The organism is Acidaminococcus sp. CAG:542 (assembly GCF_000437815.1).
Lineage (GTDB): Bacteria > Bacillota > Negativicutes > Acidaminococcales > Acidaminococcaceae > Acidaminococcus.
Map to the genome: position 1 here is coordinate 1 of NZ_FR902022.1, position 13811 is coordinate 13811.

15 protein-coding genes are annotated in these 13811 nt (G+C 56.8%); 1 reads left to right on the forward strand and 14 read right to left on the reverse strand.

Features of this window, described 5'->3' with window-relative positions:
* The 13 genes from QVO43_RS01285 to QVO43_RS01345 all read right to left on the reverse strand — a co-directional run.
* Window positions 1-182 (reverse strand): GTP-binding protein (locus QVO43_RS01285; RefSeq protein WP_288174282.1); only part of this gene is annotated, 182 nt, incomplete at its 3' end.
* 29 nt (window positions 183-211) lie between these two features.
* Window positions 212-2299 (reverse strand): elongation factor G, encoded by a 2088-nt coding sequence (gene fusA / locus QVO43_RS01290; RefSeq protein ID WP_022486811.1) that lies wholly within the window; start codon window positions 2297-2299, stop codon window positions 212-214.
* A 23-nt stretch (window positions 2300-2322) separates the two neighbouring features.
* Window positions 2323-2793 carry a 30S ribosomal protein S7 gene (gene rpsG / locus QVO43_RS01295; protein WP_012939265.1) on the reverse strand — a complete coding sequence of 157 codons (471 nt, stop codon included), beginning with the start codon at window positions 2791-2793 and terminating at the stop codon, window positions 2323-2325.
* 44 nt (window positions 2794-2837) lie between these two features.
* Window positions 2838-3221, reverse strand: coding sequence for a 30S ribosomal protein S12 (rpsL, locus tag QVO43_RS01300; RefSeq protein WP_288174287.1), 384 nt, complete (start codon window positions 3219-3221; stop codon window positions 2838-2840).
* A 65-nt stretch (window positions 3222-3286) separates the two neighbouring features.
* A complete protein-coding gene (locus QVO43_RS01305; protein WP_022486812.1) occupies window positions 3287-3541 on the reverse strand; it encodes a L7Ae/L30e/S12e/Gadd45 family ribosomal protein in 255 nt (84 codons plus the stop codon).
* Window positions 3542-3902: 361 nt separating this feature from the next.
* Entirely contained in the window at window positions 3903-4256 is a 354-nt protein-coding gene (locus QVO43_RS01310) for a cupin domain-containing protein (RefSeq protein ID WP_022486813.1), read from the reverse strand.
* Between the two features lie 56 nt (window positions 4257-4312).
* Window positions 4313-4789, reverse strand: coding sequence for a threonine/serine exporter family protein (locus QVO43_RS01315; RefSeq protein WP_022486814.1), 477 nt, complete (start codon window positions 4787-4789; stop codon window positions 4313-4315).
* Window positions 4790-4798: 9 nt separating this feature from the next.
* Complete coding sequence (locus tag QVO43_RS01320; protein ID WP_022486815.1) at window positions 4799-5569, reverse strand: threonine/serine ThrE exporter family protein; 771 nt, start codon at window positions 5567-5569, stop codon at window positions 4799-4801.
* A 4-nt stretch (window positions 5570-5573) separates the two neighbouring features.
* The gene (locus QVO43_RS01325; RefSeq protein WP_022486816.1) at window positions 5574-6269 is read right to left on the reverse strand and encodes a uracil-DNA glycosylase; all 696 of its coding nucleotides are present in this window, start codon (window positions 6267-6269) and stop codon (window positions 5574-5576) included.
* Window positions 6266-8230 carry an ABC-F family ATP-binding cassette domain-containing protein gene (locus QVO43_RS01330; RefSeq protein ID WP_288174291.1) on the reverse strand — a complete coding sequence of 655 codons (1965 nt, stop codon included), beginning with the start codon at window positions 8228-8230 and terminating at the stop codon, window positions 6266-6268. The genes QVO43_RS01325 and QVO43_RS01330 overlap by 4 nt, the downstream gene beginning before the upstream one ends.
* A gap of 5 nt (window positions 8231-8235) precedes the next feature.
* A complete protein-coding gene (galE, locus tag QVO43_RS01335; protein ID WP_022486818.1) occupies window positions 8236-9225 on the reverse strand; it encodes a UDP-glucose 4-epimerase GalE in 990 nt (329 codons plus the stop codon).
* A 12-nt stretch (window positions 9226-9237) separates the two neighbouring features.
* A complete protein-coding gene (locus tag QVO43_RS01340) occupies window positions 9238-10602 on the reverse strand; it encodes a phosphomannomutase/phosphoglucomutase (RefSeq protein WP_022486819.1) in 1365 nt (454 codons plus the stop codon).
* Window positions 10603-10620: 18 nt separating this feature from the next.
* Window positions 10621-11616, reverse strand: coding sequence for a hypothetical protein (locus QVO43_RS01345; protein WP_022486820.1), 996 nt, complete (start codon window positions 11614-11616; stop codon window positions 10621-10623).
* 157 nt (window positions 11617-11773) lie between these two features.
* On the opposite strand from QVO43_RS01345, the gene QVO43_RS01350 reads away from it, so the two are divergent.
* Window positions 11774-12328, forward strand: coding sequence for a hypothetical protein (locus QVO43_RS01350; RefSeq protein WP_022486821.1), 555 nt, complete (start codon window positions 11774-11776; stop codon window positions 12326-12328).
* 80 nt (window positions 12329-12408) lie between these two features.
* Here QVO43_RS01350 and larA read toward each other — a convergent pair whose 3' ends face one another.
* Window positions 12409-13716: a nickel-dependent lactate racemase gene (larA, locus tag QVO43_RS01355; protein ID WP_022486822.1), complete on the reverse strand. Its 1308-nt coding sequence runs from the start codon at window positions 13714-13716 to the stop codon at window positions 12409-12411.
* Between the last annotated feature and the right edge of the window lie 95 nt (window positions 13717-13811).

Below are 13811 nucleotides of genomic sequence, written 5' to 3' on the forward strand. Positions count from 1 at the left end.
CGTTCTCTTTCTTCCGGAGCCTTATCGATATCGGCATAGGCTTCGAAAGTGGCTTTGCAGCCCGGAGTTTCGGACAGGACTTTGGTGATAGCCGCAGTCAGAGTGGTCTTGCCGTGATCGACGTGACCAATGGTACCAATGTTAACATGGGGTTTGGTTCTTTCAAATTTCTCTTTAGCCATTGTGATATCCTCCTAGTGATGCCAGGACATTAGTCCTGTGCGGTTCCCTTATTTTTGGCAATGATCGCTTCCGCGATGTTCTTGGGAACTTCTTCGTAATGGTCTACTTCCATGGAGTAGTTGCCGCGGCCCTGGGTCTTGGAACGCAGGTCCGTTGCATACCCGAACATTTCGGACAGGGGAACATAAGCCGTGATAACCTGCGCACCGCTTCTTGCTTCCATGCCTTCGATGCGGCCCCGGCGGGAGTTCAGGTCGCCGATAACGTCGCCCATGTACTCTTCAGGGATGGTGACTTCCACTTTCATGTACGGTTCCAGCAGAACAGGGTTTGCTTTCAGGGCACCGTTCTTGAAGCCCATGGAACCGGCAATCTTAAATGCCATTTCAGAGGAGTCGACTTCGTGGTAGGAGCCGTCGAACACGGTAACTCCGATATCCACCATGGGATATCCGGCGATGACACCGTTTTCCATAGCTTCCTTGACACCGGCTTCAACAGGAGCGATGTATTCCTTGGGAATGGCACCGCCAACGATCTTGTTTTCGAACTTGAAGCCTTCGCCCGGCTGCAGCGGAGTCAGTTTCAGCCAGCAATCGCCGTACTGCCCTTTACCACCGGACTGCCGTACGAATTTACCCTGGCTTTCCACTTCCTTGCGGATGGTTTCTCTGTAAGCTACCTGCGGGTTGCCCACGGTGCAGTCTACATGGAATTCTCTCTTCAGCCGGTCAACGATGATGTCCAGGTGAAGTTCGCCCATCCCGGAGATGATGGTCTGGGAAGATTCCGGATCCGTGCGGACACGGAAGGTGGGGTCTTCTTCAGCCAGCTTGCCCAGGGCGATGCCCATTTTTTCCTGGTCAGCCTTGGTCTTGGGTTCGATGGCCACGGAGATAACCGGTTCAGGGAACACCATGGATTCCAGGATGATGGGAGCTTTATCGTCGCACAGGGTATCACCGGTACCGGTGTCTTTCAGACCTACGGCAGCAGCAATGTCCCCGGCAAATACTTCTTCGATTTCCGTTCTGTGGTTGGAGTGCATCCGCAGGATACGGCCGATCCGTTCTCTCTTGTCTTTGTTGGAGTTGTAGACATAGGAGCCGGCGGTCAGGGTACCGGAGTACACTCTGAAGAATGCCAGACGGCCCACATAGGGGTCGGTAGCGATCTTGAAGGCCAGAGCTGCGAAAGGAGCGTTGTCATCGGAAGGCCGTTCTTCTTCTTCCCCGGTTTCCGGGTTGGTCCCTTTGATGGCGGGTACATCCAGAGGAGAGGGCATGTAGTCGATGATGGCATCCAGCAGCGGCTGTACGCCTTTGTTCTTGTAGGAAGAACCGCAGGTCACAGGGAAGAGCTTGCACTGGCAGGTCATCTTCCGGATGGCGCCTTTGATTTCTTCTTCGGTCAGATCTTCACCTTCCAGATATTTTTCCATCAGGTCGTCGTCGCTTTCCGCAACGGCTTCCAGCAGGATCTGGCGGTATTTCTGGGCTTCTTCCACGTATTCTTCAGGGATGGGTTCGAATTCTTCATCCTTGCCCAGCTTGTCCCCGTAAATGATGGCCTGCATCTTTACCAGGTCGATCAGGCCTACGAAGCTGTCTTCGGCGCCCATGGGAACCTGAATGGCAACTGCGTTGGCACCCAGACGGTCTTTCATCATCTGGATTACGTTGAAGAAGTCAGCCCCGGTGGTATCCATCTTGTTTACATAAGCGATACGGGGGACGTTGTATTCTTCCGCCTGACGCCATACGGTTTCGGACTGGGGTTCAACACCGCCTTTGGCGCTGAATACAGCCACAGAGCCATCCAGTACACGCAGGGAACGTTCCACTTCAACGGTGAAGTCAACGTGCCCCGGGGTGTCGATGATGTTAATGGAATGGCCTTTCCAATGGCAGGTCGTAGCAGCGGAAGTAATCGTAATACCACGTTCTTGTTCCTGGACCATCCAGTCCATGGTGGCAGCCCCATCATGAACTTCACCGATCTTGTGCGTCTTGCCGGTGTAGAACAGGATACGTTCCGTGGTCGTAGTTTTACCGGCATCGATGTGAGCCATGATACCGATGTTTCTAATTTTATCTAAGGGAAACTCTCTACCCACGAATTACTCCTCCTTAAGGAATCTTACCAACGATAGTGAGCAAAAGCTCTGTTTGCTTCAGCCATCTTGTGCGTGTCTTCACGTTTCTTCACGGAAGCGCCGGTGTTGTTGGCGGCATCCATCAGTTCGCCGGCAACCCGTTCGCACATGGTCTTTTCACCGCGCAGGCGGGAATAGTTGACCAGCCACCGGATACCCAGAGTGGTTTTCCGGTCAGCTCTGACTTCCACAGGAACCTGGTAGTTGGCACCGCCCACCCGGCGTGCTTTTACTTCCAGGACAGGCATTACGTTCTTCATGGCAGCGTCGAACACTTCCATGGGATCCTTCCCGGTCTTGGAATGGATCAGATCGAATGCGTCATATACGATACGCTCAGCAACACCTTTTTTGCCGTCGAGCATAATTTTGTTGATGAATCTGGTTAACAGTTTGGAACCATATACTGGATCCGGTAATACGTCTCTTTTGGTTACAGGACCTTTTCTCGGCATCTGTATTTCCTCCTTCGTTATTGTCTCATTCTACAGCAGGCAGCTTATTTCTTGGCTGTTTTCGGGCGTTTTGCACCGTATTTGGAACGGCCCTGGTTGCGGTCAGCAACACCGGCGGTATCCAATGCGCCGCGAATGATGTGATAACGAACACCGGGAAGATCCTTGACTCTTCCGCCTCTGATCAGAACAACGGAGTGTTCCTGCAGATTGTGGCCAATACCAGGAATGTAAGCAGTGACTTCAATCCCATTGGTCAGACGGACACGGGCAACCTTCCGCAGAGCAGAGTTAGGTTTTTTCGGAGTGGTGGTGTACACTCTCGTGCAGACACCGCGTTTTTGCGGTGAATTTTTCAATGCTGGCGCCGTGGATTTTTGAGTAATAACTTGTCTACCTTTACGAACCAATTGGTTGATTGTAGGCATTCCGGCACCTCCTTTCTCGAGAATAAGATTTAATGATTATGAAGATCTGCCGTTTCCGGCAGATTCTACCGGGTTTTGAGCACAGCGGCTACGGAAGCTCCCACATGGATGCCGCAGGCCTTGCCGAGTTCCAGCATGGTATCCACAGTTTCCACTGTGATGCTCTTGGCTTCACACAGGTCCCTGACAGGCCCTGTTACATGGTCATCCGCATCCCGGGCGATCAGGACTCCTGCGGCCCGATCCCGGGCAATGGCCTTTTGGGACTGCTTCACACCGACTACAACCGGCGAACCGTTTTTTACGTCTGCGAGAAACATTTGACACCTCCAAAAGACATACTACCCCTCTGTGACACTGTGGTATTGTAACATTACTGACAGCCAATGTCAATATTTTTTCGGGATTTTTTTCGGTTTTCGGCCACATTTTATGCGCTTCTTTCTTTACACAGTTCCGTGCGTTTCTTTTAGTGTAAACAAGGGGAAATTTCCTCGCTTCCCGGACACTGGTACCGCAGTAAAGCAGGGAAATTTTCGCAGATTTAAGGTCAATTCAGCCGAAAAAAATGCATTTTTTATACAAGAGTTCACATTTTTTTTACAAATAAAAAAAGAAACCCGCCAAAAGCGGGTTTCCTCCTCCGGCCATTGACCGTTGACAATTGACCATTGACAATCCTTATCTCTTATACCCCGGCGTATTGCAGATCAGGGCGATGAACACCAGATCCTCCTTGCCGGTGTTCTTCAGGCCGTGGGTGCCTCCGTCGGCGCAGAAGGTCACGTCCCCGGCCTTTACGGGCAGCTTCTTGTCCTCGTCGGTGTATTCCCCTTCTCCCTGGAGCAGGTAGTAGGTCTCATTGTTCCCCAGATGCTGATGGACAGGGACGGCACAGCCCGGATGCAGGGTGATCTGGGCGAACAGGTCATTGTTCCCCTGGAAAGCGGACGGGTCCATGAGGATTTCCTTTTCGATGGTCCCGGTCCCTGGATTATTGACCACCTGTTTTTCTCGTTTCGTGAATACTGCCATTGGGCATTCCTCCTTCACATTTCCTGTCTGTATTATAGTCAGTCTTCCGTTTTTTCTCAACGGCCGTGCCGACGTTTGTCCCGGACCATCTTCTTGCTGGTCTTGTACACCTTGGCCAGGCCGGATACCAGCAGGATCCCCATGGCAATGGCTGTGGCATCCAGGGCGGCGGACACAAAGGTGTGCATCCCCAGGCTGTAGGCATTGAGCATGGTGTAGTTCATGGCCCGGTACAAGGGCAGTCCGGGCACCAGGGGGATGATCCCCGGAATGGAGAAGATGGGCACCGGCTGCCGGTACCAGCGGGCAAAGATCTCGCTGCAGATGGAAAGGGCCACGGTGCCGGCAAAGTTGCTGAGCATGGAGCTGAGGCCGAAGCCGCTCAACAGGATGATGTACACCCCGAAGCCCACCATGCCCACGAACCCCGCCTTGTACAGGCAGCTTTCCGGGCATTTGAACAGTTTGCCGAAGGCCACGGTGGCAAAAAAGGAAAATACGGTTTTGATGAAAATGGTTGCTGCCAGCGGCATAAAAGCCTCCTACATGTACAGTACGCCCAGGACGGTGGCGATGCCGATGGCCACCCCGCCCACCAGGAAAATGGCTTCCCCGGCCCGGCAGGTGCCGCTGAGCAGGTCTCCGGCCATGAAATCCCGGATCCCGTTGGTAAAGGCCATCCCCGGCAGGTAGGGCATCACGCCCCCGGCAATGGCCAGTTCCATCACAAGGTCCGGACAGGCCATCCGGAACAATACCACCGTAAGACAGATAATGGCCCCGGCCATGGTGGTCTCCCAGAAGCTGCTGGGCCGGAAGGGAGACACCGCCTTCACAAAGGCCATGGAAAGCAGGGACCCCAGCAGGGCCGCCAAAAATTCCAGATAACCGCCTCCCAGCACCACGGCGAAGAAAGCCCCGGCCAGGCCGGACCAGAAGATCTCCTCCCGGGCCGGACGGGGTTTCCGCATGGTCTTCTCCTCCAGGATGGCCATGGTGTCCTGGAAGCTCTTTCCCCAGGTGGGCATGTGGAAGCTCATGTCGTTCACTTCGCTGATGAGGGTCAGATCCGTCCCCCGGTGGGTCACCCGGTACATGAGGCTGGCCCCTTCCATGGTCTCCTCCCCGATCATGATCAGGGAAGGGGTGCAGAAGGCCGCAATGGTGTTCATGCCTCCCTCGTGGCAGATCCGCAGCATGGTGTCCTCCACCCGGTAGGTCTCCGCCCCGCTGACCAGCAGGATCTTTCCGGCGGTCAGGGCGATTTTCAGCACCTGTTCCTTGCTCATGGATGCTAAGGTACTTTTGGTCATAGTTTCACCTCGGTTGGGCAAAAAGGGCCCCTACCGCCGCCCGGAACCGGTTGGCCCCGCCCATGGAGGGATGGGGCACCGCCGCACAGGGCACCCCGTATTTCTCCAGGGTACCGGCGCTTTTCCGTCCGATGGCGATCACCTGGAGCCCGGGCACCAGGTCCAGGAGCATCCGGGCATAGCGGATTCCCTGATCCAGTTCCGGTCCCGTGGGAGTCCGGTTGGTGAGGATCCCGGAAGGCTTGTAGGGATGGAAGGGGAAAATGTTCCACAAAATGGTCTGGAAGGGAGCCAGCCCCTGGGCCGCCAGTTCTCCCCACATAATGGTGGCGGTGGGTTCGTTGAACCCTTCCTCCTTCTGTTTCCGGTTCAAAAGAGGGCTGTCCGGATTGCTGGTCCGCCGGTAATCCCAGCCTTCTCCCAGCACCACCTCCGGCCGCACTGCAGGATGGTGGCCCAGGAGGATCCGTTCGCTGGTCATGGCCATGCCGGAAAAATGGCCCCCCTGGTATCCCAGCCCTTCCGCAATGAACAGGAACCGGGCCTGTTGCCGGAGCTGGAGGTACCGGCGGAAATTGGCGGACCGGATCACCGGAGCTTCCGGTCCGATATCGCAGGAGGGATCATACTCCCCCCAGGGATTGAAGCAGCCGTCCCCATGGAACTGCTGCAGGGCATGCAGAAATTCGTCGATTGTCATTCCAGTGACTCCATGAGTTTTTCCCATTTTTCCATAAGCCCATCCAGGATCTTGTCCTGTTCCGCGTACTCTTCCGCCAGTCTGGTGCTGGTTTCCAGGTCCTGCTGGTTGGCCGGGTCGGCGATTTTGTCACTGAGCACCTTCTGGAGGGCTTCATATTCCCGGATCTTCAGTTCCACCTGGGGCAGCAGTTTCTGTGCTTCCGCCGGGCTGTAGGGCTTCTTTTCCGTTTTCTTTTCCGCAGGGGGCACCGGGGCTGCCGGTTTGGCGGCCGCCGGTTCCTGTGCTCCCTGGGACGCCGGCTTTTCTTCCTTCCGGGAGGCAGCCGGTACCGCCGGAGCCGTTTGTCCTTCCCGGCTCCGGTTCTTGTCCCGTTCTTCCAGATAGAAGTCGTAGTTTCCTTTGTAATCGGTCACATGGCCTTCTTCCACCGCCCAGATCCGGCCGGCCACCTCGTTCACCAGATACCGGTCGTGGCTTACCAGGAGCACGGTGCCGTCAAAGGTTTCCAGGGCCGCTTCCACCGCCTCCTTGGCGGCGATGTCCAGATGGTTGGTAGGTTCGTCCAGGAGCAGGCAGTTGGCCCCGTCCAGCACCAGCTTCAGCAGCACCAGCCGGGCCTTCTGGCCCCCGGACAGAGTCCCGATCACCTTGAACACATCCTCCCCGTGGAACATCATGCTCCCCAGGAGACGGCGGGTCTGTTCGTCGGTGAGCCCGTATTCCGTCAGGAAGTTCTCCATAATGGTCTGTTTCTCGTCCAGCCGTTCATAGCTCTGGGAGAAATAGCCGATCTTCACCCGGTTCCCGATCCGGGCTTCCCCCTTAAGGGGTGGCAGTTCCTGGAGGATGGTCTTCAGCAGGGTGGATTTCCCGCAGCCGTTGGGGCCGATGATGGCCACCTTTTCTCCCCGGCGCAGGGTCAGGTCCACATCCTGGAGCAAAAGATGCTGGGGATACCCCACATCCAGGTGTTCCAGCATGATCACCTTTTCCGCGCACTCCGCCGCATGGGGCAGCCGCAGCTGGAACTCTTCCTCCTGGACCGGGGCGTCGATCCGCTCCAGCCGGTCCAGCTGGGACTGGCGGCCCCGGGCCATCTTGCTCTTGATCCCCGCCTTGAACCGGCGGATGTAGGCCTCCTGCCGGGCGATGTATTCCTGCTGGGCCTCATAGGCCCGGGTCTGGGTCAGCACCTGGATTTCCTTCTGTTCCAGATACCGGGAATAGTTCCCCTTGAACCGGTGGATCGTGCCCCCTTCCATTTCCAGGATCTCTTCCACCACATTGTCCAGGAAGGCCCGGTCATGGGAAATCACCAGCACCCCGCCCCGGAATTCCCGGAGGTACTTTTCCAGCCATTCGCTCATGACGATGTCCAGATGGTTGGTGGGTTCGTCCAGGATCAGCATGTCCGGAGAATTCACCAGGGCCGCCGCCAGCTGGAGCCGGGTCTTCTGTCCCCCGGACAGCTTATCCGCCCGCCACTGCCAGGTGTCTTCCGGATACCCCAGCCCCAGCAGCACTCGTTTGATGTTACTTTCGTAGTGGTACCCATCCAGATGGGCATACCGACTTTCCGTCCGGGCATACTGGTCCAGGATCCCCTGGAGCTCTTCTCCCTGGGCCCGGCCGCTGGCTTCCTCCAACCGGCGCATCTTCTCCCGCAGGTCCAGGATATCCGGGCAGGCGTGCTGCATGAACTCCCGGACCGTTTCCTCCCGGAAGTCGTCAAATCCCTGTTCCACATACCCCAGCCGCAGTTCCCCGGCGAACTTCACCGACCCTCCGTCGGCGAAATCCGGGTTCAGCAGACACCGGAGCAGGGTGGTCTTCCCGCTGCCGTTGACCCCCACCAGGCCCACTTTTTCTCCCTGGCGGATGGTAAAGCTTACATTCTGAAAAATATCGTGGACGCCGAAACTTTTTTTCAGGCCGTCCACGGTCACCAAAATATCCATACTCCTTATTTCTCGTATCCTTTGGGATGCCCTTCATGCCACCGCCAGGCGGTTTCCACGATTTCTTCGATCTGGCTGTGCTTGGGCTCCCAATGGAGCTCCTTCTTGATTTTTTCCGAAGAGGCGATCAGTTTCGCCGGGTCTCCTGCCCGCCGGGCCTCTTCCTTCACTGTAAAGTTCCGTCCCGTGACCTTCTTCACCGCGTCGATGATTTCCCGGACGGAAAAGCCGTTTTCCGTTCCCAGGTTGTAAGTTCGGCAGTCCCCGCCGTTCCGGAGATGGTCCATGGCCAGTACATGGGCGCTGGCCAGATCCTTCACATGGATGTAGTCCCGGAGGCAGGTGCCGTCAGGAGTGGGATAATCCGTGCCGAAAATGGACACGCTTTCCCGCTGGCCCAGGGCCGCCTGGATAATGAGAGGGATCAGATGGGTCTCCGGCCGGTGGTCTTCCCCGATGTTCCCCAAAAGGGACGCCCCGGCGGCGTTGAAGTACCGGAGGGCCACATAGCGCAGGCCGTAGGCATGGCTGTAGTCTTCCATCATCTTTTCGATCATCAGCTTGGTCCGGCCGTACACATTGGTAGGCTGGAGAGGCATGTCTTCCGTAATGGGCACCTGGGCCGGCTCCCCGTAGACAGCCGCTGTGGAGGAGAACACCAGCTGTTCCACTCCCGCTTCCCGCATGGCATCCAAAAGCCCCAGGGTGCCGGCCACATTGTTGTAGTAGTATTTCCCCGGGTTCACCATGGATTCTCCCACCTGGCTGCTGGCCGCAAAATGGAGGACCCCGTCGATTTCATATTCCCCCAGGATATGCTTCAGGAAGTTGAAGTCATGGATATCCCCTTCGATGAGCTGGACCTTGTCCGACACCGCATCCACATGGCCGGTGCTGAAATTGTCATAGACAATGGGCGTATATCCGTTGGCCGTCAGTTCTTCCACCACATGGGAGCCGATATAGCCGGCTCCCCCTGTTACCAGTACATTCATCCGTTTTGCCTCCTATGCTCTTTCTCCGCCGATCAGATCCAGCATTTCCCGGGTCTTCTGTTTCAGCAGATCCTTGTCCCCCCGGGTTTCCACATTCAGCCGCACCACCGGTTCCGTGTTGGATTTCCGCAGGTTGAACCGCCATTCATTGTACACCACGCTGAGCCCGTCCATCCGGTCCTGGATCCCGGAACGGAAATGCTTGGACAGCCGTTCCAGCACTTCGTCCGCATCCTTCACCTTCAGGTTGATTTCCCCGCTGCAGGGATACTCGCTGATCCGGGCATCCACCAGCTGGGACAGGGTCATGCCGGAAGTGGACAGAAGGGAGATCAGCAGCAGCCAGGGGATCATCCCGCTGTCGCAGTAGGAGAAATCCCGGAAATAATGGTGGGCGCTCATTTCGCCCCCGTACAGCACACCCTGCCGGCGCATGCATTCCTTGATGAAGGCGTGGCCGCTCTTGCACCGTACCGGCTGGCCGTCGTACCGGGCAATGATGTCTTCCGTATTCCAGGTGAGCCGGGGATCGTAAAGAATCTTGCTGCCGGGATGCTTCTGGAGGAAGTACTGGGCAAAGAGCCCCACCAGATAATACCCTTCGATGAACCGGCCGTTTTCGTCAAAGAAGAAGCACCGGTCGAAGTCCCCGTCCCAGGCAATCCCCAGGTCGGCCCCGTTCTTTTTCACAGCGTCCGAGGTGGCTGCCCGGTTTTCCGGCAAGAGCGGGTTGGGCACCCCGTTGGGGAAAGTGCCGTCCGGGGTATCATTAATCATGATGAACTGGCAGGGCAGGTGCTTTGCCAGTTCCTTCACAATGGGACCGGCGCCCCCGTTCCCCGGGTTGGCCACGATCTTGAGAGGCAGCAGGCTCTTTACATTGATATAGGAAAGAAGATGGTCCACATAGCTGGGGACGATATCCACTTTTTTGTAGGTTCCCGGTTCCGCCGCCTTGGGCACCCGGGTCTCGAAGTCTTCCGCTGCCACCAGTTCCGCCAGGTCCTTCAGCCCCGTATCCGCAGAAATGGGCCGGGCTTCGGAACGGACCAGCTTCATGCCATTGTAGTCCTTGGGGTTGTGGCTGGCGGTGATCATCATACCCCCATCGGTTTTCAGGTGGGCGGTGGCGAAATAGATCATTTCCGTGCCGCACTGGCCCAGATCCTGGACATTGGCCCCGGCATCCCGCATGCCCTTTACCGCCGCTTCGCTGAGGGCCGGTCCGCTGAGCCGGATGTCATGGCCCACCACCAGTTCTTTGGCCTGGAGCTTCCAGGCCAGGGCCCGTCCCAGCCGGTAAGCCAGGTCTTCGTTCACTTCGCTGGGGACGATGCCCCGGATGTCATAGGCTTTAAACGCTTTGGTACTGATCATGATGGTTCCTCCCCACAATTAGTCGTTCTCATCCAAAAGAGCCAGGTTTTCCATGGGCAGCAGGTCCTGGGCCTTGCCCAGGGGCACCCGCAGGCCGCTTCGGTTCAGGATGGCCATGCTGCCGTTTTTCAGCACAATATCCGTCCGTGCCAGTTCCCGGAGCACAAAGCCCAGGGCCACCAGGAAGTTCAGACGGTCCTTTTCCTCCAGGGTAAATGTCTGGTAATCGGTCTTTTCCAGGAGCAGCCGCTGGAAGAACTGGATCTGCTCCCGCTGTTCATTTTTCAGGGTCTCGGTGGTCTTGTACACATGGCGGACCACTTCCAGCAGCCGTTCCCCCCGGGCCTCCGCATCCGCCAGGAGCAGGGACTGGGTATCCGTATCCGTCTTGAAATGGACCGCCTCATCCTTGGTCATTTTGGACCCGTCCTTGTCGGAAAAATACCCGGGCCGCAGCACCTTGGGGAAGCACATGATGGATTCCAGCACGCTCATTTCATCCAGGGCCGTCACTTCTGAAGTGTACAGAGGCTGGTCCATGATCTGTTCCATCACCAGCTTGGCCTCGTCCCGTTCCAGTTCCGACTGGCTGTAGGAACTGGCCGCTCCCCCCTGGAGAGCCACCACCGTCAGCATCCCGGTGCCTTCCGTATCCAGTTTCTTTTCCTGGATCCGGTCCACCACCCGGCGGATCCGTTTCAGCTTCCGCACATCCTGGGGCAGCAGATGGAGATTCTTATGGGTCTTGTAGGTATAATGGCCCGGTTTGTTCTCGATCTTGTCCAGGATGGCAAAGACCTTGTCGTAGCAGCCCCAGATATGGAGCTTCAGACGGCCCAGTTCTTCCACTTCCGGAGTCAGCTGCTCCAGCACCTTGTAGAACTTGAACCTTTCTTCATTATACCGTTCAATGGCATTTTTCACCATGTTTTCAGAGCTGGTGGCACTTTTATACAGTTTCAGTCCGGCAGCGCCGATCCCGGCAGCCGCCCACACCACAAGAGGTATTGGCATAGGATTTCCTCCGTTTCCTGCACTGTACCCACAGCGGATACAAGATAACTCTACAAATTATAGCCCGATTCCCCAGGTTAGTCAAAACGAAAAGCCGTTGAAAGCTGTCCCCATCCGTTGTAAAATGGGAAGACAGAACCTAAGAGGAGGAACACCCATGAAAAAATTCCTGGCTATGGCCACCCTGCTCCTGACTCTGCTGGCCCTGCCCCTGACGGCAGGCGCGGAACGCAGCGGCTGGAAGAGCAGCACCTTTGCTTTTAAAAATGTGAAAGTCGTGTATCTGAAGGATCTTTCCCGGCAGGATACGGACTTCCGGAAAGCCCATCCCGCCTTTACCCGGGACGACGATGCGGTCCGGAAGACCCTGCTGACCCTCCAGCGGGACTTCAAGAAAGAAGGGGTCACCGTATACAGCAACCCGGTGATGCTGCCGGACAAGAAGCTCCGGAACACCATCACCCTCCAGGTCCAGGTGAACCCGGTGGGGATCGAGACCGCTGACGGTACCGAGCCCGCTGCCCGGAAAGGGAACAAGCTGGCCAAGGGGGAAACCGCTTACGCAGGCGTCACCTTCCTGGCCACCAAGAACGGTCAGGCCATCTACCAGGTCACCGATGCACGGACCAGCACGGAATACGATTCCGACACCCTGCTGGCCGCCATCATCCGCACCGCCACCGACGAAATGACGAAGAATGCAAAGAAATGACAAAAGGCACCGCGTTTGCGGTGCCTTTTTTGTCGCGGGCCTTGAGTCGCGGGTCGCGGGCTAGATGAAGAGTTTTTCATCTATTTCTCCGGCTCCTCCGCAATGACCCCTCCGCAGTGAGGGATGAGGTTCAGGGTATAGTCCTTCTTCCCCTCCCGGGCCAGCTGGGCCTGGGCCTTTTCCCAGGCTTCGGCCACCGTGGCGCAGGGGATCTGATTGGTCTTCCGGATGGCGTCGAAATTCTCCTTTTTCGTCACCAGGTAGATGGTGTACCGGTGGGTCATGCAGAACAGGTTGAACGCCACAAAGAAGGGAATGCTGAAATTCTCCCGCAGGGCCTTTTCCATGTCCTTCTCGCTGTCATACTTGAAACTGCCCAGATATTCCGGCGGTTCGTACAGGTCACTGGCCTCCATGATGGCGATGATGATGCCCCCCGGTTTGGTGGTCACATCTGCCGGATCATAGCATTTGCAGCCCTGATACAGGGATACATCCTTGGGATAGCCCCCGGCACAGGCAAAGGTCACATCCGCCCGGGCCTTGAAAGAGACCGCTTGGTTGTCATGGCAGATCCGGGTCCCTTCCAGCCAGGCCTGGTAGGGATCACCGGCCACCATGCGGCAGATTTTCCCTTCATTGTTGATGATGGAATGGACCAGGAACGTGGGCTTGACCATCTCCATGGCATCCAGCATATCGTAGTTCACCGGGTTGTCCTGGAGTACTCCGTTCCGGGTCTTGGGGTTGATGCCGTCCCCAAAATGGTCCGCCAGGGCATGGCAGTGGTTCTCCTGGATGGTATCCCAGCCGGCCACCCCGGGCAGGAGCAGTTTCCGGCCGCCCCCATAGCCGGCAAAAAGATGGGCGGTGATGCCGTCGATGATCACGATCTTGTCCGCTTCCACCACCCGCTTGTTCAGCATCACACGGGTCCCGAACCGGGTGGTCCCCACACAGGTCAGTTCATCGTTGTTCCGGCAGTGGTGCTGGTACATCCGGATCCGCCGGGCCACTTCTTCGCCCACCACCCGGACATTTTCCTCCGGAGTCTGCTCCCGGTGGGTTCCCTGGGCAAAGACAATGTACATGTCCTCATCCGGCACCCCGGCCAGGTTCAGTTCATTGACCACATGGATCACATATTCAGAAGACCGGTTCCAGGAACGGGTCACATCGGCGATGACCAGGCAGACCTTGTCCCCTTTCCCGAACATTTCCTGGAGAGGCCGGCAGCCGATGGGATGGCGCATGGCCTCCAGGGTGGCCTGCTCCACATCCACCGCCGGCACCGGACGGCCTTCGATGATGCTGCTGATCCGTTCCTCCGGCAGTTCCACTTCCTGGGTGGTCCTGCCAAAATTAAAGCTGAATTTCCTGAGTCCCACGATATCTTCCTCCCTTTCAGACAGAAACTGCAGACGGTTGGAGCAAAAAAACTGTTTATACAGAATATTATAGCACAATCTGCCAGGGGCAAGCC

Bases quoted from the DNA above. Each gene is read 5' to 3' on its own strand.
- QVO43_RS01325 (WP_022486816.1), bottom strand. From the start codon at position 6,269: ATGACAATCGACGAATTTCTGCATGCCCTGCAGCAGTTCCATGGGGAC.
- rpsG (WP_012939265.1), bottom strand. From the start codon at position 2,793: ATGCCGAGAAAAGGTCCTGTAACCAAAAGAGACGTATTACCGGATCCA.
- QVO43_RS01315 (WP_022486814.1), bottom strand. From the start codon at position 4,789: ATGCCGCTGGCAGCAACCATTTTCATCAAAACCGTATTTTCCTTTTTT.
- QVO43_RS01320 (WP_022486815.1), bottom strand. From the start codon at position 5,569: ATGACCAAAAGTACCTTAGCATCCATGAGCAAGGAACAGGTGCTGAAA.
- QVO43_RS01330 (WP_288174291.1), bottom strand. From the start codon at position 8,230: ATGGATATTTTGGTGACCGTGGACGGCCTGAAAAAAAGTTTCGGCGTC.
- QVO43_RS01350 (WP_022486821.1), top strand. From the start codon at position 11,774: ATGAAAAAATTCCTGGCTATGGCCACCCTGCTCCTGACTCTGCTGGCC.
- QVO43_RS01340 (WP_022486819.1), bottom strand. From the start codon at position 10,602: ATGATCAGTACCAAAGCGTTTAAAGCCTATGACATCCGGGGCATCGTC.
- galE (WP_022486818.1), bottom strand. From the start codon at position 9,225: ATGAATGTACTGGTAACAGGGGGAGCCGGCTATATCGGCTCCCATGTG.
- QVO43_RS01345 (WP_022486820.1), bottom strand. From the start codon at position 11,616: ATGCCAATACCTCTTGTGGTGTGGGCGGCTGCCGGGATCGGCGCTGCC.
- QVO43_RS01310 (WP_022486813.1), bottom strand. From the start codon at position 4,256: ATGGCAGTATTCACGAAACGAGAAAAACAGGTGGTCAATAATCCAGGG.
- rpsL (WP_288174287.1), bottom strand. From the start codon at position 3,221: ATGCCTACAATCAACCAATTGGTTCGTAAAGGTAGACAAGTTATTACT.
- QVO43_RS01305 (WP_022486812.1), bottom strand. From the start codon at position 3,541: ATGTTTCTCGCAGACGTAAAAAACGGTTCGCCGGTTGTAGTCGGTGTG.